The 20,895-nt window shown below is 28.3% G+C and carries 20 protein-coding genes; 1 reads left to right on the top strand and 19 read right to left on the bottom strand.

Features of this window, described 5'->3' with window-relative positions; genetic code table 11:
- Positions 1-119: 119 nt before the first annotated feature.
- The 18 genes from FVE73_RS04705 to FVE73_RS04620 form a co-directional block, all read right to left on the bottom strand.
- Positions 120-671, bottom strand: a complete 552-nt coding sequence (locus tag FVE73_RS04705; protein ID WP_018499630.1) for a V-type ATP synthase subunit E — start codon at positions 669-671, stop codon at positions 120-122.
- A 63-nt stretch (positions 672-734) separates the two neighbouring features.
- On the bottom strand, positions 735-1,208 hold the full coding sequence (locus tag FVE73_RS04700) for a V-type ATP synthase subunit K (protein ID WP_018499629.1): 474 nt from the start codon (positions 1,206-1,208) through the stop codon (positions 735-737).
- A 70-nt stretch (positions 1,209-1,278) separates the two neighbouring features.
- On the bottom strand, positions 1,279-3,252 hold the full coding sequence (locus tag FVE73_RS04695; protein ID WP_018499628.1) for a V-type ATP synthase subunit I: 1,974 nt from the start codon (positions 3,250-3,252) through the stop codon (positions 1,279-1,281).
- Positions 3,252-3,563, bottom strand: a complete 312-nt coding sequence (locus FVE73_RS04690) for a hypothetical protein (RefSeq protein ID WP_018499627.1) — start codon at positions 3,561-3,563, stop codon at positions 3,252-3,254. Before FVE73_RS04690 ends, FVE73_RS04695 begins: the two co-directional genes overlap by 1 nt.
- Before the next feature lie 472 nt (positions 3,564-4,035).
- The gene (locus tag FVE73_RS04685) at positions 4,036-4,191 is read right to left on the bottom strand and encodes a hypothetical protein (protein ID WP_018499626.1); all 156 of its coding nucleotides are present in this window, start codon (positions 4,189-4,191) and stop codon (positions 4,036-4,038) included.
- 83 nt (positions 4,192-4,274) lie between these two features.
- On the bottom strand, positions 4,275-4,709 hold the full coding sequence (locus FVE73_RS04680; protein WP_021746914.1) for a hypothetical protein: 435 nt from the start codon (positions 4,707-4,709) through the stop codon (positions 4,275-4,277).
- The gene (rsmH, locus tag FVE73_RS04675; RefSeq protein ID WP_018499624.1) at positions 4,702-5,628 is read right to left on the bottom strand and encodes a 16S rRNA (cytosine(1402)-N(4))-methyltransferase RsmH; all 927 of its coding nucleotides are present in this window, start codon (positions 5,626-5,628) and stop codon (positions 4,702-4,704) included. Before rsmH ends, FVE73_RS04680 begins: the two co-directional genes overlap by 8 nt.
- Positions 5,629-5,819: 191 nt before the next feature.
- Complete coding sequence (locus FVE73_RS04670) at positions 5,820-6,380, bottom strand: DJ-1 family glyoxalase III (RefSeq protein ID WP_018499623.1); 561 nt, start codon at positions 6,378-6,380, stop codon at positions 5,820-5,822.
- A gap of 114 nt (positions 6,381-6,494) precedes the next feature.
- Positions 6,495-8,201: a phosphoenolpyruvate--protein phosphotransferase gene (gene ptsP / locus FVE73_RS04665; protein WP_018499622.1), complete on the bottom strand. Its 1,707-nt coding sequence runs from the start codon at positions 8,199-8,201 to the stop codon at positions 6,495-6,497.
- A 134-nt stretch (positions 8,202-8,335) separates the two neighbouring features.
- A complete protein-coding gene (locus tag FVE73_RS04660) occupies positions 8,336-9,106 on the bottom strand; it encodes an ankyrin repeat domain-containing protein (RefSeq protein WP_018499621.1) in 771 nt (256 codons plus the stop codon).
- Positions 9,107-9,218: 112 nt separating this feature from the next.
- The gene (locus FVE73_RS04655; RefSeq protein WP_018499620.1) at positions 9,219-9,647 is read right to left on the bottom strand and encodes a lysozyme inhibitor LprI family protein; all 429 of its coding nucleotides are present in this window, start codon (positions 9,645-9,647) and stop codon (positions 9,219-9,221) included.
- Between the two features lie 68 nt (positions 9,648-9,715).
- Positions 9,716-10,132, bottom strand: coding sequence for a DUF1311 domain-containing protein (locus tag FVE73_RS04650; RefSeq protein WP_018499619.1), 417 nt, complete (start codon positions 10,130-10,132; stop codon positions 9,716-9,718).
- Positions 10,133-10,243: 111 nt separating this feature from the next.
- Positions 10,244-12,658 (bottom strand): ATP-dependent zinc metalloprotease FtsH, encoded by a 2,415-nt coding sequence (gene ftsH, locus FVE73_RS04645; protein ID WP_018499618.1) that lies wholly within the window; start codon positions 12,656-12,658, stop codon positions 10,244-10,246.
- A complete protein-coding gene (gene tilS / locus FVE73_RS04640; protein WP_018499617.1) occupies positions 12,642-14,168 on the bottom strand; it encodes a tRNA lysidine(34) synthetase TilS in 1,527 nt (508 codons plus the stop codon). The genes ftsH and tilS overlap by 17 nt, the downstream gene beginning before the upstream one ends.
- A 96-nt stretch (positions 14,169-14,264) precedes the next feature.
- On the bottom strand, positions 14,265-15,215 hold the full coding sequence (gene mltG / locus FVE73_RS04635) for an endolytic transglycosylase MltG (RefSeq protein WP_018499616.1): 951 nt from the start codon (positions 15,213-15,215) through the stop codon (positions 14,265-14,267).
- A 213-nt stretch (positions 15,216-15,428) separates the two neighbouring features.
- Positions 15,429-16,538 (bottom strand): hypothetical protein, encoded by a 1,110-nt coding sequence (locus FVE73_RS04630; protein WP_026239122.1) that lies wholly within the window; start codon positions 16,536-16,538, stop codon positions 15,429-15,431.
- A 464-nt stretch (positions 16,539-17,002) separates the two neighbouring features.
- The gene (gene purD / locus FVE73_RS04625; RefSeq protein ID WP_018499614.1) at positions 17,003-18,265 is read right to left on the bottom strand and encodes a phosphoribosylamine--glycine ligase; all 1,263 of its coding nucleotides are present in this window, start codon (positions 18,263-18,265) and stop codon (positions 17,003-17,005) included.
- A gap of 220 nt (positions 18,266-18,485) precedes the next feature.
- Positions 18,486-18,608: a Vpu gene (locus FVE73_RS04620; RefSeq protein WP_018499613.1), complete on the bottom strand. Its 123-nt coding sequence runs from the start codon at positions 18,606-18,608 to the stop codon at positions 18,486-18,488.
- Between the two features lie 335 nt (positions 18,609-18,943).
- Here FVE73_RS04620 and sfsA point away from each other — a divergent pair, with 335 nt between their 5' ends.
- Positions 18,944-19,681, top strand: coding sequence for a DNA/RNA nuclease SfsA (sfsA, locus tag FVE73_RS04615; RefSeq protein WP_018499611.1), 738 nt, complete (start codon positions 18,944-18,946; stop codon positions 19,679-19,681).
- An 86-nt stretch (positions 19,682-19,767) separates the two neighbouring features.
- Here sfsA and FVE73_RS04610 read toward each other — a convergent pair whose 3' ends face one another.
- Complete coding sequence (locus FVE73_RS04610) at positions 19,768-20,895, bottom strand: tetratricopeptide repeat protein (protein ID WP_018499610.1); 1,128 nt, start codon at positions 20,893-20,895, stop codon at positions 19,768-19,770.

Genomic DNA, 20,895 nt, shown 5'->3' with positions numbered 1-20,895 from the left:
TTTTAATTTTTACTTTTACAATTAACTCTCAATTTATTTTTATGTTAGACCTATTTTTTAATTTATACTAAAAATATTAATTTTTTATTATCCAGCTTTCTAGTTATAAAATAAACCTGTTATGAAAATAAAAGTTTTGAAATTTCAACTTCCAGTTCATCCCTCATAAAGTCCAATTTCACTTCAAAAGTGTAATTTTCCTGAATCCCATTTTCTTCAACGATAAATCCTGAAGTTACAAACTCATTTTCCTTTACTTTTGCACCTGGAAATTCTTTTTTAACTTTTTCTACAAATTCTTTTTTTACAATTAACTCTTTCCCAGTTATAGTTTTTTTATCAATATTTTGATTCAAATAATTAATATATTTTTTTTCATCCATATTAACAAGTTTTGTTTTTAATTTATCTATAACTTTATCAATTACAGCCTGCTTTGCTTCCAGCTTTTTGTTTCTAGCCTTTAAATTAGCGCTTGACTTAATTCTTTCAGAAAGAAGTTCACGATCTCTTCTCGCATTTTCAAGAACAGTTTCTTTTTTTGCATTAATTTTCTTTATTTCAAGATCATATTTATGTTGTGCCTTTTCCTGTGCATCTTTTACAATTTTGTCTGCCTGTGCTTTAGCATCAGCTAATATTTTTGATGTTAAATTATCTAAATTAGACATATTTTCTCCTTCTTTGCTTTTTATGTCATATTTAATTCTTTTTATTTCTTTTATAAAATAAAACTAGAATTTTGCCAATAACATAATTGAAACAACGAATGCCAACAATGCATAAGTTTCAACCATTACCGCATAAATAATACCTTTTGTATTTTGTTCTTCATTTTTAGCAAGCAAACTAATACCAGAAGCTGCAACTCTACCTTGTGCAATAGCTGATCCATATCCTGCAAATGCGATTGGTAAACAAGCCATTAAAATTCCTAATCCAGTTTGTATTGGCATTTCAGGTTTCAATTTTCCTAACACCATAAGTCCGATAACAAATCCATATAATCCTTGTGTACCTGGCAATAATTGCAATACTAACGATTTACCAAACTTTTCAGGTTCTTCACTCATAAGTCCTGATGCTACTTCCCCAACGATTCCTACACCTTTTGCTGATCCAATTCCTGCTAACAATGTCGCTAATGCCGCACCTAATGTCGCCATTACGATTCCTCCATTTTGTACTAAAAACTGTGAAAAATTCATTTTATTTCCTCCTAATTTTTTTATTTATTAATAATTTTATTAAACTTAATTTTTCTTGAAAATCAAAAAACTAATCATCAAGATTTATATATTTATTTTCTGTTCTAAAATCTTTAAACGGCTTTCCTCCACCTTCATAAAACTTACCAAAATACTCAACATACATAAGTCTTGAAGTATGAACATAAGCTCCAAGGAAAGACAAGAACATATTAAATAAATGTCCGCCTAGCAATATTACTGGAATAAATATCATTCCAACCCAGCTTCCGATAATCATTCCAGCAATCATATTTATAGCTGACGCAATAAATCCACCAGAAAGTCCCAAAGCCATAAGTCTTGAATAAGACACAAAATCTCCAACATAGCTTGAGATTCCGTAAAGGCTATAAAGCCCTCCTCCAAGCTTTGCTCCAACTCCCTTAGCATCACGTCCACCAGTAAGTACGATTCCAACCATTCCAACAATCATAATCCACATTGACACACTTGTTACAGCAGGCGATAAATTTTTCATTTTAAATACTAAATAAGCCATCCCGCCCATAAGTGCCATATACCAGAATAACACGTCATAAACAGCATCCAATGCCTTACCATCTCTAATAAGCATATACGCCTTTATTGCCAATCCAATAAATATATGAACTACTCCAAATACAATCGAACCAATTAATAAAGTATTGTATTGTTTTGATGGATTTATAAGCCGCCACATTCCAGGTATTTCTGCTCCAAAATATGAACCATATAAAATTCCCCAGAAAATAACTGAAAAACTTAAATAAAAGAAAAATTTAACCGATTTTCTCATTTGTGAACTCAAGTTTACCACTTTCAAGACAAACATTGTTGCAAGCAGTAAGACGAGTCCATATCCTACATCTGCTCCCATCATTCCAAAAAACAAGATATAAAATGGTGTAAACAACGGTGTCGGATCAATTTCATTATATCTAGGATAAGCATACATCCCTGTTAAATTTTCAAATACACTCGCAACTTTTCCATTTTTCAATTTTATCGGCACTGTCGCGTCATCTTTTTCCGCTTTTTCAAACATCAAATAATAACTACTTCCAGCTTCGTTTTTTACAACTTTTTCAAATTCCTGAATTTTTTCCGTAGGAATCCATCCCTTTATTAAAACAGTATTTTCAGTCTGTGCCAATTTTTCTGATTCCACAATACGCAGCTTTTTATTTTGCATATATTCATAAACCGCCTGTAAATCAGTCAAATCTTCACTATAAGTCTTAATTTGAGCCTTCAGTTTACGTTTTTGCTTTTTCAGCTCACCTATTTCCTTTTGCAATTCATTTTTATAGTCTTGCGGAACTGCATCAATATCAAGATTTTCCACACTAAAACTGCTATTTCTAAAAACTTCAGACAATTTTTCCTTTTCACTTTCATCTATACTTGAAATTACAAGATAATAAACTTCATCTTTTACTATTTTAAGTTCTTCATAATAAGTTTTATCAAGTTTAGAAATGCCTTCAATAAAGTCACCCTTTAACTTTAACGGTATCGTTCCAAGAAATGTGTTTACCTTTTTTAATTTTTTTAATTCCATAGGATTTACATCTAGTCGTTCCCACAAATCAATTTCATCATATCGTGTATATTTTTTAGAAATTTCAGATTTTATTTGCGAATACTGCACTCCAATTGAATTTAACTCTGATGAAATCTTTTTCCAGTCATAAGTCAACGCTTTTTTAGACAATGTATCAAAAGTATAATTTTCATTTCCATGAATAATATCCCTTAAACGTGTCTTTCTTTCATCATACTTCTTAATAAGGGAAATTGCACTGCTTAATTGATAAAGTCTTTCATCAATGTGTGTCAATTCTTCATTATTCACATATTTTGTAACACCTTCAACTGTATCCTTATCTATTTCTCCATTTTCATCACGCAACTTAATGTCTACAAAGTTTACTTCCTTAAATTTTTGAAGTGCCTTTAATACTTTAGCTCTCTGTTCTGCGAAAACAACCAATTCAAATTTGCTCATTTTAACTATTGCCATTATTTCACAATCCTCTCTGCCAACAAATTGACAACTTCATCTATTTTTTGTTCATCAATATTCAGAATACTGTTAATATTCTCCTCTTCACTGCTTAAAAGAGAATTTACTTTTTTTTCAGCTTCCTCTATTGAATGCTTTTCCAGATTTTGTGCTTCAATTTTAGCTTCAGAAATTATTTTATCGCCATCATTTTTTATCTTTTGATCAACATCCTTCAAAATATTCTTTGCTTTTTCATTTGCATCAGCAATAATTTGATCTGATTCCACTTCAGCACTTTTAATCTTTTCCAAAACTTCTTTTGCCAAGATACAACCTCCTTCACAAATTATTTTTTAACTAATCATAATGCCCATTATTAAATAAGATTTTTCAAGATGACTGATTAGTCATTATATCTATTATGTTACCAATTTTTTTGGTTATTGTCAAGTTTTTATTCCTATATTCACGACAAACACATGGATATTTTAAATCATCCTTTTTATTTTCTCATTTTTTTATAATGCCACTCTCATATTTCAAAAAATAATTTTAAATATCTTCTCACATCTAACAATATAATATATCTTTTTATCCTTCTACAAAATTTTTTCCTAAATGGCAATTCTTCAAGTATAGATATTGCTAATTTTCTAAAAATATTCAAAATTTATTGCTACGTTTTTATTCAATGTCTTTTATTTGCATCTTCCATAAATATTACATCCAATATCCAATGATAACTCTCTATTGCCCAATGACCTCTTACTGTCCTTACAAATTCTTCCAGTCCACCTTTTACGAAGGAACTCCATTTGACAATTCCAAATATCTTTTCAATGCTTTAAAATACAGCTTTTCAAATTTTTCAATTTCTTTCCGATATCCAACATTCGCAAACATAGCAAAAAGAGAGTTATCAATAATATTATACTTTTTTTCATATTTTCTCATACGTTTGTCGTGTCCTATATCTATTACTATTTGTATAAATAAAAAAAATATAACACAATTAACTATGCTATATTTTTTTAGCACTATTTTCCCAAATCTATATATGTAGGATCACTTGGAACAGAAAAACCCTTTTCTCTTGCTTTTTGTTCCTGAGTTTTTAAATCATCACTATTAATAAATTCGTTATCCAACCTTGCAACTTCCTTTTTTAGTTCTTTTAATTTGGCTTCTTCTTGTTGTATCTTTTTTCCTAAACTTGTCACATCATATCCTACAAAGGATCTTAATAATGCCACTGCTGTTACAATTATAATGTAAAACATCACAGTTTTTATAATCTTTTTATCTAGTCCTGCAGTTCTGGAAAGTTTTCTTTTAACTTCTGTAGGAGCTATTACTTTTTTTCTTTTTGCTTCTTCATGTGATCTTGCTGTATTTGTAATTTTTGGAACATTTAATATTTCTATTTGCATTTTTTTATTTTTAGATACACCATTCATACTTCCTTTATTCACTCCTTTCAAAAATTCTCAATTTTGCCGAATGTGCCCTATTATTTTCTTCTAATTCTAATGTTTTAGCAATAATCGGCTTTCTTGTAATTATCTTTCCCAAACTTTTTTTATTACACACACAAATCGGTATATCCTTTGGACAAGTACAAGGATCTTCAAATTCACGAAATTTTTCCTTTACAATCCTATCTTCCAAAGAATGAAAAGTAATTACCAAAAGTCTGCCATTTTTATTAAGCAATTTTACCGCTTTATCCAATGTTTCACTTAATACCTCGAGCTCTTTATTCACAAAAATTCTAATAGCCTGAAATGTTCTTTTAGCAGGATGTTTCTTCATGCTTTTCCCTATTGACCTTATAACAACATCTGCAAGTTCTGTTGTAGTTTCAATAGGCTTGTTTTTCCTATATTCTACAATTTTCTTTGCAATTCTTCGAGATTTTGGCTCTTCACCATATTTGTAAATAATATCTGCAATTTCTTTTTCAGAAAATTCATTGATAACTTCATAAGCACTTGTTTTTAAATTACTATCCATCCGCATATCCAGTCTTGCCTCAAACCTGTATGAAAAACCTCTTTTCGCATTATCTAACTGATTTGAGGAAACTCCTATATCCATTAATATCCGATCTACCTTTTCAAATCCTGCAAGATAAACAGCCATATCAATATTTCTAAAATTATCTTGAAATATCTGAAGTTTATTTCCAAATTTTTTCAATCTTTTCTTGGCAAATTCAATAGCCTGCATATCCTGATCAATTGCAATAACACTTGAATTTTTAGAAGATTTTTCCAGAATACCTTGCGTATGTCCACCGCCACCAAGCGTACAGTCAACATAAACTGCATCCCTAACTGTTATTATATTCTCCATCACTTCATTAAACAGCACAGGTTTATGATATTCCATAAACTCCTCCCTCCTAATATTTTTATTTCTAAATATTTTTAAAATTTCAAATTTTTTCATATATTGCAATTGAATTAGCAATTTGTAATCTAATTAATTATCAAATCATTTTACTTCTACAATTACTGAAATATTTTACCATACTTTTCTTATTTTTTCCATATAACTTTTTAAATTTTTTATTTTTTATTTTAAAGCACAATTTCCTTTGCAATTTTTCCAGCCACTTCTTTTCCTAAAAGCTCACTAATAATCGCAAGTGAAAAGTCCATTGCAGTCCCAGCACTTCTGCTAGTTATAATATTTCCATCTACAACAGCTCTATCTTTTTTCAAAATTGCCTTTCCCTTTAATAAATCATCTTCGCAAGCTGGAAAGCATACTGCATTTTTTCCCTTCAAAATTCCAAGACTTGCTAATACTGTTGGAGCAGCACAAATAGCAGCAACCTTTTTATTTTCAATATTTTTTGAAAATTTTAAAACATTATCCAAAAGAAGCTGTGATTTAAAATAATTTTCTGTTCCTGGTCCACCAGGCATTACAAGCATATCGTATTCTAAAAAATCAATTTTTCCAATAACTTTATCCGTCATTATTTTCACTTTTCTTGCACTTTCTACAAGATTATCACTTGTAATTGAAACTGTGTCCACGTTAATTCCAGCCCTTTGAAGCAAATCAATCGGTGTTATTGCCTCAATTTCTTCAAATCCATTTGTTAAAAATACTGCAACTTTTTTTTCTTTCATAATATTCTTCACTCCTCTATTATTTAATTTTGATATCTTTTATTTTAATACTAAGCAAAATTATAAAGACAAAAAGGCTAATAAGTATATCACTAGCCTTTTTTTATATATAAACTAAACTAATTTTGCTATAACATCTTCAGGTGTATCTTGTTGCAAAATTAAATCTCTAAATTTTTGCGCATCAGCATAACTGCTATTTCTAATTATTTTCTTAACAGTTAAACCAGATGAAGCGCTCATACTAAATGAATCAAGTCCCATTCCTAAAAGCAACTTAGTAGCTCTCTTATCTCCTGCAAACTCTCCACACATACTTACACTAATGTGAGCTCCATGTGCAGCATCAATTACCTTTTGAATAGCTTCTAGTACAGCAGGGTTAAATGAATTATATAAAGTTGAAACCATTTCATTTCCTCTATCTACTGCTAAGAAGTATTGCGTCAAGTCATTTGTTCCGATTGAGAAAAAGTCAACTTCTTTTGCAAATTTATAAGCAACAATAGCTGTTGAAGGAGTTTCAACCATTATTCCTACTTTTATATTTCTATCATAAATTTTTCCAATTTCATCAAGTTCTTTTTTACATTCTTCCAAAATAGCGTTTGCTTTTCTAATTTCATTAATTGAACTTATCATTGGATACATAATTTTAATTTGTCCATATTGAGATGCTCTTAAAATCGCTCTTAATTGAGTTTTGAACATATCTTTATTTTCCAATGAAATTCTGATTGCTCTATATCCCAAGAATGGATTTAATTCTTTTGGCAAGTCTAAGTATGGTAATTCCTTATCTCCACCAATGTCCATTGTTCTTATTGTTACAGGTTTTCCTTGCATTTTTTCAGCAACTACTCTATATGCTTGATATTGTTCTTCTTCTGTTGGGAAGTGATCAGAGTTCATAAATAGGAATTCTGTTCTGTATAATCCAATTCCAGTTGCTCCAGATTCGATTACAGCATCAACATCATTAGGACTTCCAATATTTCCCCAAATGTCAACTTTTCTTCCATCAATAGTAACTGCATCTTCATGAATTAATTTTCTCAATTCTTCTTTTTCTTTTTTTAATACTTCTTGTTTTTTAACATATTCTTTAATCAATTCATCAGATGGCTCAAGATATAATTCCCCTGTTTCCCCATCCATAACAACAATTTCTCCATCTTTTACTTCTGTAAGAATCCCCTTTACTCCAACTATCGCTGGTAATTCAAGTGATCTTGCCATAATTGCAGAGTGAGCTGTCTTACCTCCAACTTCTGTAATAAATCCTATACAATTTTCCAAATCTAATTGAGCTGTATCAGATGGAGTCAAATCTTCAGTTACAACAATTGTTCCAGGTTCCAAGTTACTTAAGTCATGAATTTTCATACCTAGTAAATTTTTAAGCCATCTTTTACCTATATCTTTCAAATCAGCAGCTCTTTCTCTTAAATATGGATCATCCAATTGTGAAATCATATCACAATATTCAATAATTCCGTCGTGTAATGCTTTTGCAGCCGGAAGTCCATCTCCTTTAATTTTATCTTCAACTTCCGTAATCAAATCATCATCTTCAAGAAGCATAATATGACCATCAAAAATTGCTGCTTTATCTTCTCCCATTTTTTCTTTTACTTTTTCTCTAATTGCGATTAACTGAGTTTTAGATTTTTTTAATCCATTTTCCAATTTTGCAAGTTCAGCTTCAATTGTCGAATTTTCATCCTTAGTTTCTGGCACAACAATTTCCTCTGTTATAAAAAGTAATACTTTACCTATAGATACTCCTTCAGAAGCACCAATTCCTGTCATTCTTTTCATGTTTTTCTCCTCTATATATAATTTTTTTATAAATAAATTTTAATTTGTAAGTATAAATTTTCTGATGAATTTAATCTTTATGTTAAATATATTTACTTGATTGTAATTCAAATTTCAGATATTAAAAAATAAATTTACTTATAATACTTACTTCTATTAGCCTTTATATGATCTCTCAAAATTTTGACAATCTCTCCCTTTCCAAACTTTGTTGCCATATCCATTGGAGTACCACCATGCTTATCGGTAATTGTCGGATTAGCTCCATATTGCAACAACATTTTTACAATTGCCACATTTGCCTTTAATGTTGCATCTTCAAGGGGGGTCCATCCATCTACTGTACTTCCAATGTTTGCAAGTTTAGAATCTTTTTTTAATAATATTTCTACTGCTTCTTCATTTTCATAATATGCAGCCGTTCCAACAGTTGTTCTATTAAAAACTGGATGTCTCTCATATAAATTTGCCCCATTTTCAATCAAAAGTTGTAAAATTTCCTGATTTTTTGCTTCAATAGCAACAATAATTGGAGTATATCCATCCTCACTTCGAGAATTCACATCAACCAATTCATTTCCTCCTCCAGCAATTAATGATGATTCGTCCAAATCTACTCCATATACTCCTGCGGGTCTATTTATATATTCTTCTAACAATTTCTTACGATTTTTGATATTTTTTTCAATTGCAAGATAAAATTGCACATATTTATTATTATGTCTTCGGATTGCATTAAGTACTGACTTTATCCGCTTTTCCTTTGCATCCTCTTCCTTTTTCTTCGTTACTAGATTCTCTCCAGTATCATATTTAAAAGTAATTGGAAATATCGCTTGAGTGAAAAGCAGTGAAATCATAATAAAAAATATTTTGTTTCCTTTAAATAAAAAAAACTTTTTCACTTCCTATACCTCACTAATAGTATTATACCACATCATTTTAAAAGTGCAAATTTTTTTTCCCACTTTACTATAATTTTTTAATATTTTTCTTGTTTCATTTTATCATCAAATACTACTTAGAAAGTTTATCATACATTTTTGCCAATTTTAAAGCTCTAGCTTTTGTTGCTTCCAAACTATCACTGGCAGCTAATTCTCCAGCCATTCTTTCTCCTTCTTCCTCAACATATTTATTATATGCTTTTTTCAATTTAATTTCTGTATCTTTTTTCCATTTTTGCTGTTCAGTTTTAAATTTTGCTTTTTCTCTTACTGATAATTTTTTCAAAATCAAGTTATAAACTTTATCTAATTCCTTTTCCCATTCATCATCTAAGTTAACTGAAGCATTAATCATATCCGCTCTTACTCCGCTATCCCAAGCAGACTGAGCTTTTTCCTCCTCCACTTTCATTCTTTCTGTTAATTCGTCCTCATATTTTCCTGCAAATGTACTAACTCCTATAAGTAGTAATCCTACCATTAATAACATTTTTTTCATCTTTCTCATCTCCTATTTTTATATTTTTTATCTAAACTCTTTAATCTTTATAAATTCTCAAAAAATTTCTATTTTTTATGTATTTTATCATATCTTCTTGCCATTTCTATCGCTCTTTTTTCTGTTTTTTCCAATTTTTTTTCTTTAGGTTCAGTATTTACTTTTTTTTCCCATTCTTTTTGATCCAAACGTAATTTCTCTCTTTCTTTATCAGATAATTCCCCCAAAAGTAAATTATAAAGTTTTGCAATTTCTGATTTCCAAGCCTCTTGCATTTGACCAACTACATCTACTGGCAAGACATCTCTTCTAGTATCGTCCATTCTCTGCTTCATATAATTTTCATAACTAATTTTTAAAATATCTGGCTTTTTTGAAATTATTGTCATATTTGACTTTTTACTTTTTTTATTTTCTTTTCTAGATTTTGAACAACTCACTATCCCTAACGTTAAAATTACTATTATTAAGATTATTTTTTTCATTTTTTAAGTTACCTCCTTATGCAATTTTATTATACTACATATTTTTAACAAAAAAAAGAGAAATAACAGAGTTTCCCAATGTTATTTCCCAATATGTAAAATTTTTACATTTTATTCCATAAAACTAGGTAATTTAAAATTATTCTTTTTCTTTTTCTTATTACCTGTTTCATTCGATGAATCATTATTTTTATTATCCTCATTTTTACCATTTTCAGAACTACCATTGTTATCGGAAGAATCATCAGAATTATTACTGTCATTATCTTTTTTATCGTTGTCTTTGTTTTCGTTATCTTTGTTATTTTCTATTTCTTCTGAATCAAAATCCTCTTCCAATGCCCAGTCTGATTTTCCAGTAATTTCTCTTACAGCTTCAGCTAATTTTTCAGTTTTATTTTTTTCTTCCAATTTTTTAGTATCTTCTTCCACTTGATTTTCTATTTTATTTTCAAGTTCCAATTCCTGCTTAACATTTTCTACTGCTCTTTCACTTTCAGATTTTTGAATCTCTTTGTCTTTTACTTCAGAATCTTTATTTTTAATTTCTTTTGTTTCAAAACTTTGAGATTTTTCGTCTTTTTTATCAAAATTTTCATACTCTTTCAAAATTTGTTCAGCTGTTTCACCCTTAATGATTCTTCTAACTTCATCTCCAGTAATAGTTTCTTTTTTCAGTAATAATGCCACTACTTCTTCTAATTTACTCCAGTTATCCTGTAAAGTATTTAAAGTATTTAAATATTCTTCAGTTAAAATCTTTCTTATTTCAAGATCAATTTCTCTAACTGTTTCATCACTTTTATTTGGAGCGAATGAATATTCATCATCTGCATTTTCAAAGTTAATTGGTCCTAACTTTTTACTCATTCCAACACTTTCAACATAAACTCTTGCAACTTTTGTAGCACGTTTTATATCAGAATAAGCTCCTGTACTTATATCTTCTAATCCGATTTCTTCAGCAGCACGTCCACCAAATAATACTTTTATTTCAGCTAACATCTGTTTACTTGTAGTTACTAATTTTTCTTCGGGAAGTGGCATCATAAATCCACCAGCTTCTCCTCTAGGGATTATTGTAACCTTATGAACAGGATCAGCTTCTGGTGTCAATTCAGTCATAATAGCATGTCCAGCTTCATGATAAGCCAACAGTTTCTTCTCTTCGGGTTTAATAATTTTACCTTTTTGTCCAAGTCCCATTCCAATTTTATCTACAGCCTCATCCAAATCAGACATTTTTATTGTATCGCTGGCTCTTCTTGCTGCCAAAATAGCCGCTTCATTTAACAAGTTAGCCAAATCAGCTCCAACAAATCCTGGAGTTATTTTAGCAATATCTTCAAGTCTTACATCTTTATCAAGTTTTTTATTTCTTGAATGAACTTTTAATATTGCAATACGTCCTTGTAAATCAGGTGCATCAACTGTCACACGTCTGTCAAATCGCCCAGCACGTAGTAATGCAGGATCAAGTACATCCTCTCTATTTGTTGCCGCAAGTACAATAACTTTTGTATCAGTTTCAAATCCATCCATTTCAACAAGCAACTGATTCAATGTTTGTTCTCTTTCATCATTACTTCCGCTATTTTTTCCAACACTTCTTCTTCTACCTATAGCATCAATTTCATCAATAAATATAATTGACGGACTAGATTCCTTTGCTTTTTCAAACAAATCCCTTACACGTGAAGCTCCAACTCCAACAAACATTTCCACAAATTCTGAACCTGAAATGCTAAAGAATGAAGCTCCAGATTCGCCAGCTACCGCTTTTGCAAGTAATGTTTTTCCTGTCCCAGGTCTTCCTAATAAAAGTACACCTTTTGGCACCCTTGCTCCAGCCTTTGTATATTTTTCAGGATTTTTTAAAAAGTCAACAACTTCCCGTAATTCTTCTTTTGCTCCGTCAACTCCAGCAACATCATCAAATTTTACATCAGGCTTTTTATCAATTTTATTGACTCTCGATTTTCCAAATCCAAAAATATTTCCAGGTCCTCCACCTTGCGAACCTCCAACCATTTTTTTAGCCAAATAAACCATAATTGCAATCATTATAATCATAGGTAAAAATTGTCCTAGAAGTAACAAAAAGAAACTTCCTCCTGACGGTTGCAATGAATTTAATTTTACTTTCTTACGTTCAATCGCATTGATAATAATTGGTTCATTTCCAACTCTATCTGTTATTTTCTTTGTAAAATAAAGAATATCTTTACCATTTTCACGAGCTTGTGCAATTAATTTATCGTCTTTTTCACTTATTTCAGAAAATTCCCCCGCTTGTGTCCTATTTACAAATTCTGTATAGGAAATTTCCTTTTTAGCTTGAAAATAAGTTTGTATATCTTGATGAAATATTGCCGTAAAAGTGAATAACAACACTACAAAAATAAAAAATAGAAAACCTGAAAATGGAGATTTATTCCCATCATCCTGTCTGTTATTTTTTCTATTATTATCTTTTCGCAACTCTTCCAATCGCTTTCTAATATCATTTTTATCTTTTTCTGCCATTTTTCCTCCCAATTATTAATAATTTACTTTTACTCTCATTTCCTAATTTTTTTATTTTATTTTCCTGAATCTTTTCCAAAAATTTTGAAAATTTTATATCTGAAACTGCTAAAATTTCTGTCATTTCGTTATTATCTCTATTTTCTAATTTTACAGCATCATTTGAAAACTGCAAATTATTTTCAGATCCAAAAATCTTAACTCCTACAATCGGAACAAAATCTCTTTCTCCCTTTGGAATTTTTTTATCAATTAAAATTTTCTTCACTTTTTTATGTCCCAAATTTTTCAAAGAAATTCTATCTCCATCTTTTCTATTTCTGACAAAAAATTCCCCATTTTCTATTCTATCATCAATTTTAAAAATAGCATATTCTGCATTTTCATCCTTTTTAAAATTTTCAATATTTTCATATAGGGTTATTTTGTAATTATACCATTTAATACTTTGATTTTCCTTTAAAATTATGTTTTTATCAGATAATATTCCAATTTTATTGCTTCTTAAATTTTTTATCTTATTTTTATTTGTAATTTCTATAATTCTTAATTCTCCATATACATTTTGTAAAATTTTATTTTCCCCCAAATAAAATTCTTTTGTCCCTGCATCTCTTAATTCTCCACTCTTAGTAAAAAAACTCTTAAAAATCTGATCAATTTTTTCTCTTGAAATTTGCACATTATTTTTTTTTAAAAGAAAACTTAATTCATCCTTCTGATTAACTCCGTTTTTTTTTAAAATTTTAAAATTTTCTTTTTCTAAATTTTTCTCATTTTCAAATTTTTCTAATCCAGCAAAATTTCTCTCGTTAATTTCCACAATCAAAGATTCCACTTTTCTTTTAAAATTTGGATTGATCCTTTCAAAAAAAGGGAAAATTTTATTTCTAATAAAATTTCTTGTATAATCATTTTCATTATTTGTATAATCAACTAAATATTCCCAATTCTGACTTTTCAAAAAACACAAAATTTCACTTTTTTCAAATCCTAAAATCGGTCTTACTATATTTTCACGTACTTCTGGAATACCCTTTAACCCAGTTATCGACGTTCCACGCAAAATTCGAAAAACAAAAGTTTCCACATTATCATCCATATTATGACCTGTTGCAATTTTATTATACCCAATCTTTTTCCGAACTTTCTCAATCGCTTCATATCGTAATTCTCTAGCCGCCAATTCCACAGATTTCTTATTTTCTTTTGAATATTCTTTCACATCTACACTTTGAATGTAACAATCAACATTATTTTCAGCTGCAAACTTCTTTACAAATTTTAAATCATTCTCAACATCAATCCGCAAATTATGATTAACATAAACAAGCGAAATTTCAATCAAAATTCGACTTTTTAAAAACTTTAGAAAATTATAAAGAAAAATTGAATCAGGCCCCCCAGAAAATGCAATAAGAATCTTATCCCCATTAGAAATCAATTTTTTTTCAATAATTTCCATTGTTCTCTTCAATATTTTTTTTTCTATTTTTTTTAATTTTTCCATTAAATCTAATTCCCAATTCCCAATTTTTTTTATATTATTTAAATAATAAATTTACTACAAAAAACTTTTTTAACAATTAAAATTTAAAAAATTTACTTATTTTAATTGACCGCTTTCACGACGTTTTTTCAAATGTTCTTCATGTGTCTTTGAATAATACGTTTTTCCTTTATGTGTGAAAAAAAACAAATCATCAGTTTTCTGAGCATTTAACACAGCCTTAACAGTCTCAATTGGAGGATTTCCAATTGGTGTTGGAGGCAATCCTTTAACTTTATATGAATTATACGCTGTATTTTGAGATTTCAAATCATTTCTCGTAGCCTGTCTTCCCAATTCATATTTTAATGTAGCATCCGATTCCAGCTTCATCCCAATTTCCAATCTTTTCAAAAATATTCCAGCAACTTTAGGCTTATCTGCCTCATCAGGCACTTCCGCTTCCACAATAGAAGCCAATTTTAAATCATCATAAAATTTCTTCTTGTCTGGATATTTTTCAGGTGGAAATTTCTTCAAAAATTCATCAAGAATCGTTCTAATAACTTGCTTTGTTGTGACATTTTCAGAAAAAATATAAGTTTCAGGATAAAAATATCCTTCAAAATTATTATTTTCATGCGGATATGGAAAATTAACTTCACTCAAAACTTTATTTATTTCCTCTGTATTTCCCAACTCAAGTGCTTCCATCCGTGCAAACACTTGTTTTGATGTAAATCCTTCAGGAATTGTAAGTCTTATTCCATTTGTTTCACTATTTTTGATTTTTTTTATAATTTCATATTTTGAAAATTTTCCATTAAATTTATAAGTTCCCACTTTTAATTTTATATTTTCACCATTTAATTTTAAATAAATTCTATCCATAATTCCATAATTTAATTTTAAATCCTTATAAATTTGTACAAAATTTGTTCCCTTTTTTACATTTATATTAACATTTTTATACTCTCTTTTTGCAAAAAAGAAGTTAAAAAAAAGCGATAAACACATAAATAATATTAAAAATATTATGGCATAAATAATTTTTAGTGTATTTTTCATATTTTTCTCCTAAATATCCAGTATTTTTTAGTTATTTTTATAAAACTAATAAAAATAATATATTTTGATTTTAAATTTATATCAGTAAAGTTATCTTTAATTTGTCAAATATCCTTATTCAACAAGGAAGCTTTAATTTTTTATAAAATTACAACCTAATAACTACCTATTTATTATACTCAACATCTCTTATTTATTCCTGTATCCTTACTGTTACTTCTCATTATTTGAATTTTTCAAGTTTTTCTCCTTTAAATTTTTATCTTTTAAATCTTTTCCTTTTAAATCTTTATCATTAAGTTCTATCACTTCTACATTTTTAGTTCCATCTTTCGTTTCAAATTTTGCCATTCCTTCTTTTCTCAGTCTTCTCTCAAATTCTCTTTTTGCGCCAATTGTGTCAATCTGAAACACACTTGCAGGATTTTCACTTAATCTTCTTTCTAAATCATCTGTTTTGCTCTTTAATTCGGCCTTTTTTCTTTCATTCTCAATTTCCCGAATATTCTTCATATTAACATCATAATTAAGATTTTTAAGATTACTTTCATTATCTACAATTTTTTCAAATTCATTCATTTCTTCATCTTCTAATGAAATTTTATTATTATTCGGATAACGGGAAAGAACTCTTGTAACTCCATTATAATATCTTATAATCATATAACGATAATTTTTATCAAAGAATATAATTTCATTCCTATTGTTTTTAAAATATTTTTTTTCAATATCCAAATATATTTTCCCCTTATTTTCTTCAATCCACCCCCTCTGCATTTCTTCATTCCATTTATCAGTTTGTGGATCAAAATAACTTTTAATAATATGATATCCGTTTTCTTCCTGAAGAAAATCATATCTCACATTTTTCAAATTTTTTTCCAAATTATCATCCGTCTTTATCAAATACCACGTTCCATAACTTTTCGATATCTGAAATTTTATAATAGGATTAACCTTTTCATCTATTTTTTTTATAAAACGTTCAATCCTATTAGTTTTTTTCAACTTTTTCTGTTTTTTTTCTTCTTCTTCATCTTGAATCTGATCCAAATAAATCAAATCTCCATCTTCTTCATCAGTTTTTTCCAAATCTTTATCTTCTTCAAAATTATTATTATCATTTTTATTGATAATAATATCAATTTTTACTGCTTCATCCTCAACTCTATTTCTACTAACTTTTTTTTCGTTACTTTTATTTTCAACTGATTTTTTACTTCCAACAGCAAACATTGACAATGAAAATATCCAAAAACAGACTGCAATGTAAAATTTTACTTTTCTATATTGATTAAATTCCTGCTTATTCAAAGTATTCACCTTTTTTTCATTTTTTTATTATAATAAAACCTATTTATACTAAACGCTATTTAAAATAAATATTTTTACATTAGGAAATCAGAAAAAAATATAAATTCTAAATCCTAAAGTTATAATACTTCCTCCAAACTTTAGTTTTATTAATCTAATTTTTTCTAATTATATCACACATTTTTCAAATTTCAAATTAAATATTTTATATTATATTTTCCAATCTACTAAACTTAATTTTAAATATTGATTTTTACTAATTAAAGCAATATTTTTTATAGCAAAGATTGAAATGATCCACCAAAAATTTAAAATTTGTTTTTTTATTTAAATCAATCGAAAATCTAGCATCATTTTTAGTAATCATTCTACTACTCAATGAAAAATAGTATTAATAACAATAAAATTTTCCAATATATATTCATAAACAAAAAACTGTCTTAAAATTAAAACAGTTTTTTTCATTAGTTATTTTACTTAATTCTACCAATATCTTTTCTAAAATACATTCCATCAAATTTGATTTTATCCAATAACTTATAAGCATTTTCCTTAGCCTTATTCAATGTTTTTCCAAATGCAACAGCATTTAATACCCTTCCACCATTAGTTTTGAATTTTCCATCTTCAAATTTTGCTCCTGCGATAAATACTAATTCATCATCTGTAGCATTTTCAATTCCAGTTATAACATCACCTTTTTTGTAACTTTCTGGGTATCCTTCTGCAGCTCCTACAACACAACAAGCATGAAGTGGTTTCCAAGTAACATTTAATTCCGATAATTTTTTGTCAAATGAATATTCTACCAATTCTAACAAATCATTTTCCAATAATGGTAGAACTGCTTGAGTTTCAGGGTCTCCTAATCTCATATTGTATTCAAGCAAGTAAACACCTTTTGCCGTAATCATTAGTCCAAAGAAAATCACACCTTCAAAATCCATTCCTTCAGCTTGCATTCCCTTTAAAGTCGGATTCATAATGTCATTTTTAAAACTTTCAAAAACTTCATCTGTCACATAAGGATTAGGACTTATAACTCCCATTCCACCTGTGTTTAATCCTGTTTCATTTTCTCCAATTTTTTTGTGATCTTTTGCTGACAATAATGGTACAATAATTTTACTATCTGTAAATGAAAGTATCGACGCTTCTACACCATCCAGAAATTCTTCAATTACAACTTGACTTCCAGCGTCTCCAAATTTTTCATCAATCATTATATCATCAACCGCTTTTATCGCCTCATCAAGATTTTGAGCAATAATTACACCTTTCCCAGCCGCAAGACCACTAGCTTTTACAACTACAGGGAAATCTTTCCAATTATTCAAAAATTCTTTTGCTTTTTCAGCATTATCAAAAATTTCATAAACAGCAGTTTTTATCCCATATTTTTTCATAAAATCTTTAGAATAAGCCTTGCTTCCTTCAAGAATCGCCGCTTGTTTATTAGGCCCAAAGATTTTCAAGCCATTTTTATGAAATTCATCAACAATCCCTGCTACCAATAATTCTTCACTTCCAACAAATGTCAAATCAATATTATTTTCCTTCGCAAATTTAACATACTCGTCTATATTATTCGATAAATTCACATTTTCAGCTTTTGGTAACAACTCAGCTCCCGCATTCCCTGGTGCTATAAATATTTTCTCCACCTTTTCATTTTGAGATATTTTCCAAGCAATTGCATGTTCTCTTCCCCCTGCTCCTACGATTAATACTTTCATTTTCTTGTTTCCTCCTTGAATATTTATATTTCTGATTTACTTTATATCTTTCTTAATAAATATATTTTATCATATTTTTTTACAATATTATATCATTATTTTATATTATTATTTATTTTCATTTAAAATTATTCAAATGTTTTTAATTAACTATTGACTTTTATTTTAAATATGATATACTATTATTGTAATTAAATTCAATAATAGTCAAAGCCCTTTGTTATTGGGGCTTATTTTTTTTATCTTTTTTTTCATTTTTCCAGTTGATATATTTTAATGTCCAAGTTATAATTGCTAATATTATAATTATTACAGACAATACTAACATTATTTTTTCAAACATATTTTTTACTCCTCTTTTAAATTAATAAATGTAGTGAAAAGGCCAGAGGGTTTGTTGAACCATAGCTCTTTTTGTTATTGGTCCTTATTTTTCTTGTGCTTTTGGTATTCTCTATACACTTCTAAAGCGAATTGCAAGATACTACAAATTGCAGCAAGTAAAAATATTTTTTCAATAATAGTCATTTTTACCTCCTTTCTATTTCACTACAAATTTATAATATCATAAAAATTATATCCAAATCAATAAAAAACATTGAATTTATAAAATTTTCTTGCTCCCTAACTTCAAATATGTTATCCTAAAATCAAAAATACTAAAAAAAGGAAAAATATATGAAAAAAAATAAAATTCTTTATACGATAAACTATGACAAAATTGTGAATTTTAAGGAAAGAGTAACTCGTTTTACTGTTAGATTTGAATTTAAAGATTCTGAAAATGAAGAATATTCAGGAGAAGACTTTGCTCATTTGCATGATACTGGAAGATTGACGGAATTATTGATTGATGGTGCAGAATTGTTGATAAAAAAAGCAAATAATGAAAATCGTAAAACTAAATGGGATATTATCGCAGTGAAAGTTCATGAAGAGATTATTCTTATAAATACGGCTTTTCATCGATATATTACAGAAGCCATATTTCACGATAATGAAATTTCTCCATTTGGAGAACCTTCGTATATAAAACCTGAAATTAAGCATAATAATAGCAAACTCGATTTTTATTTAGAAACTGAAAAAGAAAAAATTTACATTGAAGTAAAAGGCTGCACTTTGGTAAACGGAAAAATTGCTCAATTTCCTGGCTCTCCTTCAATTCGTGCCTTAAAACATTTGAGAGAACTTATGGAGCTTAAAAAAGAAGGATTTCGGACAGCAGTTTTTATTTTGATATTTAGAAAATCTGAAATTTTCGCACCTGAACATATTATCGACAGAGAATTTTCTGAAACTTTTTATGAAGCGATAGAAAATGGCGTTGAAATTTATCCGATGCTTTTGGAATATAGGGAAGATGGGAATGTTTATTTTGTTAAGAAAATTAGGATAATGGAGAAGAGATTTTAGTAATTTTCTAGAATCTCTTTTCTCTCTAATTTCTTAATCTGAAATATTTAATTTTTTGTTTAATTATAAAGAAATTTAATATTGCCTTAACTTAATTTATCTAGTTTTTGATGTCGTGGACAATCTATCAAAAAACAGTCATATAAAAATTTAGGATAAATTTTTACTTCTGGTTTATAATCTGTTTTCAATATTTTTCCATATTCTGCCTTCAAATTCTTTATTTGCCTTTTTATCTCCCTAATTTCTTCTTTTTTATACGATTTCGTACATTCTGTTAAAAATTCTCCATTTTTAATGCTCTCTATTTCTTCATCTTTAATCTTCAAAACTATTTTAAAATTTTCTTGTAATTTTTCTATTTCATTTAACTGCTTTAGAGAATAAAAATAGAATCTCAGCCACCAAGCTGGAAATTGATAATCTTGTATTTTAAACTTTGAATAAATTTTTCGGCTTTTCTCATAACTTCCTGCCAAATAATATAGCTCTGCAAACTCTTCCTCAAAAAAATCATCTTTATTAACCGTTTCTAACATTAATTCATTAATTTCAGACTCAATATTTTCAAATTCCTTCAATCGAATCCTATTCACAATATAACTATATTTTATCTTAGCAAAATCCTCTTTTCCAAACTCAAAATCTTTTTTTATTAATTTTTCCAAAATTATTTTCGCCTCTTCGTTTTTTCCATTAACCATCAGCAAATTCGCATATTCAAACTTATAAATCGGATTATTTTCCAGCTCACAAGCTCTTTTATACATTTCTTCTGACTTCTCGTATTTCCCAGCACCATAATAATTCGCCCCAAGTCCATAATAAGCCTTAGAATTATTTGGATTAAACGCCACAGCCTTTCTCAAAGTTCTAATCGCTCTCTTACTGCCATCTCTCTGATCATCATAATAATACCCTAAATTAGTATAAATCCGTGATTTTTCCTCATCAGTCAATTCATTTTCATATTTTTTAATAAATTCATTCAATAATTTATAAATATCCTTCCATTGATAAGTTAATTCATTGTAAACTGCCGCTAATTGACATACCTTTTCTACATCTTGTGGGTTATCTTTCAATTTATTTTCCAAAAATGTTTTATACTCTTCATAAACAGAATCGTAATCACTATTATTTCTAATTTTTTCTTGAATATATTTTATCCATTCTTTTATCGTTTTTCTTTCTAAATTTTTTTGTTTTTCCAA

This window comes from Leptotrichia wadei, from assembly GCF_007990545.2.
GTDB classification, from domain to species: Bacteria; Fusobacteriota; Fusobacteriia; order Fusobacteriales; family Leptotrichiaceae; genus Leptotrichia; species Leptotrichia wadei.
The sequence above is the reverse complement of the archived record's forward strand: the minus strand, read 5'-3'. Positions and strand labels throughout refer to the sequence as shown.

Coding starts and splice junctions, on each gene's coding strand:
- FVE73_RS04705 (WP_018499630.1), bottom strand. CDS start 671: ATGTCTAATTTAGATAATTTAACATCAAAAATATTAGCTGATGCTAAA.
- FVE73_RS04700 (WP_018499629.1), bottom strand. CDS start 1,208: ATGAATTTTTCACAGTTTTTAGTACAAAATGGAGGAATCGTAATGGCG.
- FVE73_RS04695 (WP_018499628.1), bottom strand. CDS start 3,252: ATGGCAATAGTTAAAATGAGCAAATTTGAATTGGTTGTTTTCGCAGAA.
- FVE73_RS04685 (WP_018499626.1), bottom strand. CDS start 4,191: ATGAGAAAATATGAAAAAAAGTATAATATTATTGATAACTCTCTTTTT.
- rsmH (WP_018499624.1), bottom strand. CDS start 5,628: ATGGAATATCATAAACCTGTGCTGTTTAATGAAGTGATGGAGAATATA.
- FVE73_RS04670 (WP_018499623.1), bottom strand. CDS start 6,380: ATGAAAGAAAAAAAAGTTGCAGTATTTTTAACAAATGGATTTGAAGAA.
- ptsP (WP_018499622.1), bottom strand. CDS start 8,201: ATGAAAAGAATGACAGGAATTGGTGCTTCTGAAGGAGTATCTATAGGT.
- FVE73_RS04655 (WP_018499620.1), bottom strand. CDS start 9,647: ATGAAAAAAATGTTATTAATGGTAGGATTACTACTTATAGGAGTTAGT.
- FVE73_RS04650 (WP_018499619.1), bottom strand. CDS start 10,132: ATGAAAAAAATAATCTTAATAATAGTAATTTTAACGTTAGGGATAGTG.
- ftsH (WP_018499618.1), bottom strand. CDS start 12,658: ATGGCAGAAAAAGATAAAAATGATATTAGAAAGCGATTGGAAGAGTTG.
- tilS (WP_018499617.1), bottom strand. CDS start 14,168: ATGGAAAAATTAAAAAAAATAGAAAAAAAAATATTGAAGAGAACAATG.
- mltG (WP_018499616.1), bottom strand. CDS start 15,215: ATGAAAAATACACTAAAAATTATTTATGCCATAATATTTTTAATATTA.
- purD (WP_018499614.1), bottom strand. CDS start 18,265: ATGAAAGTATTAATCGTAGGAGCAGGGGGAAGAGAACATGCAATTGCT.
- FVE73_RS04620 (WP_018499613.1), bottom strand. CDS start 18,608: ATGTTTGAAAAAATAATGTTAGTATTGTCTGTAATAATTATAATATTA.
- sfsA (WP_018499611.1), top strand. CDS start 18,944: ATGAAAAAAAATAAAATTCTTTATACGATAAACTATGACAAAATTGTG.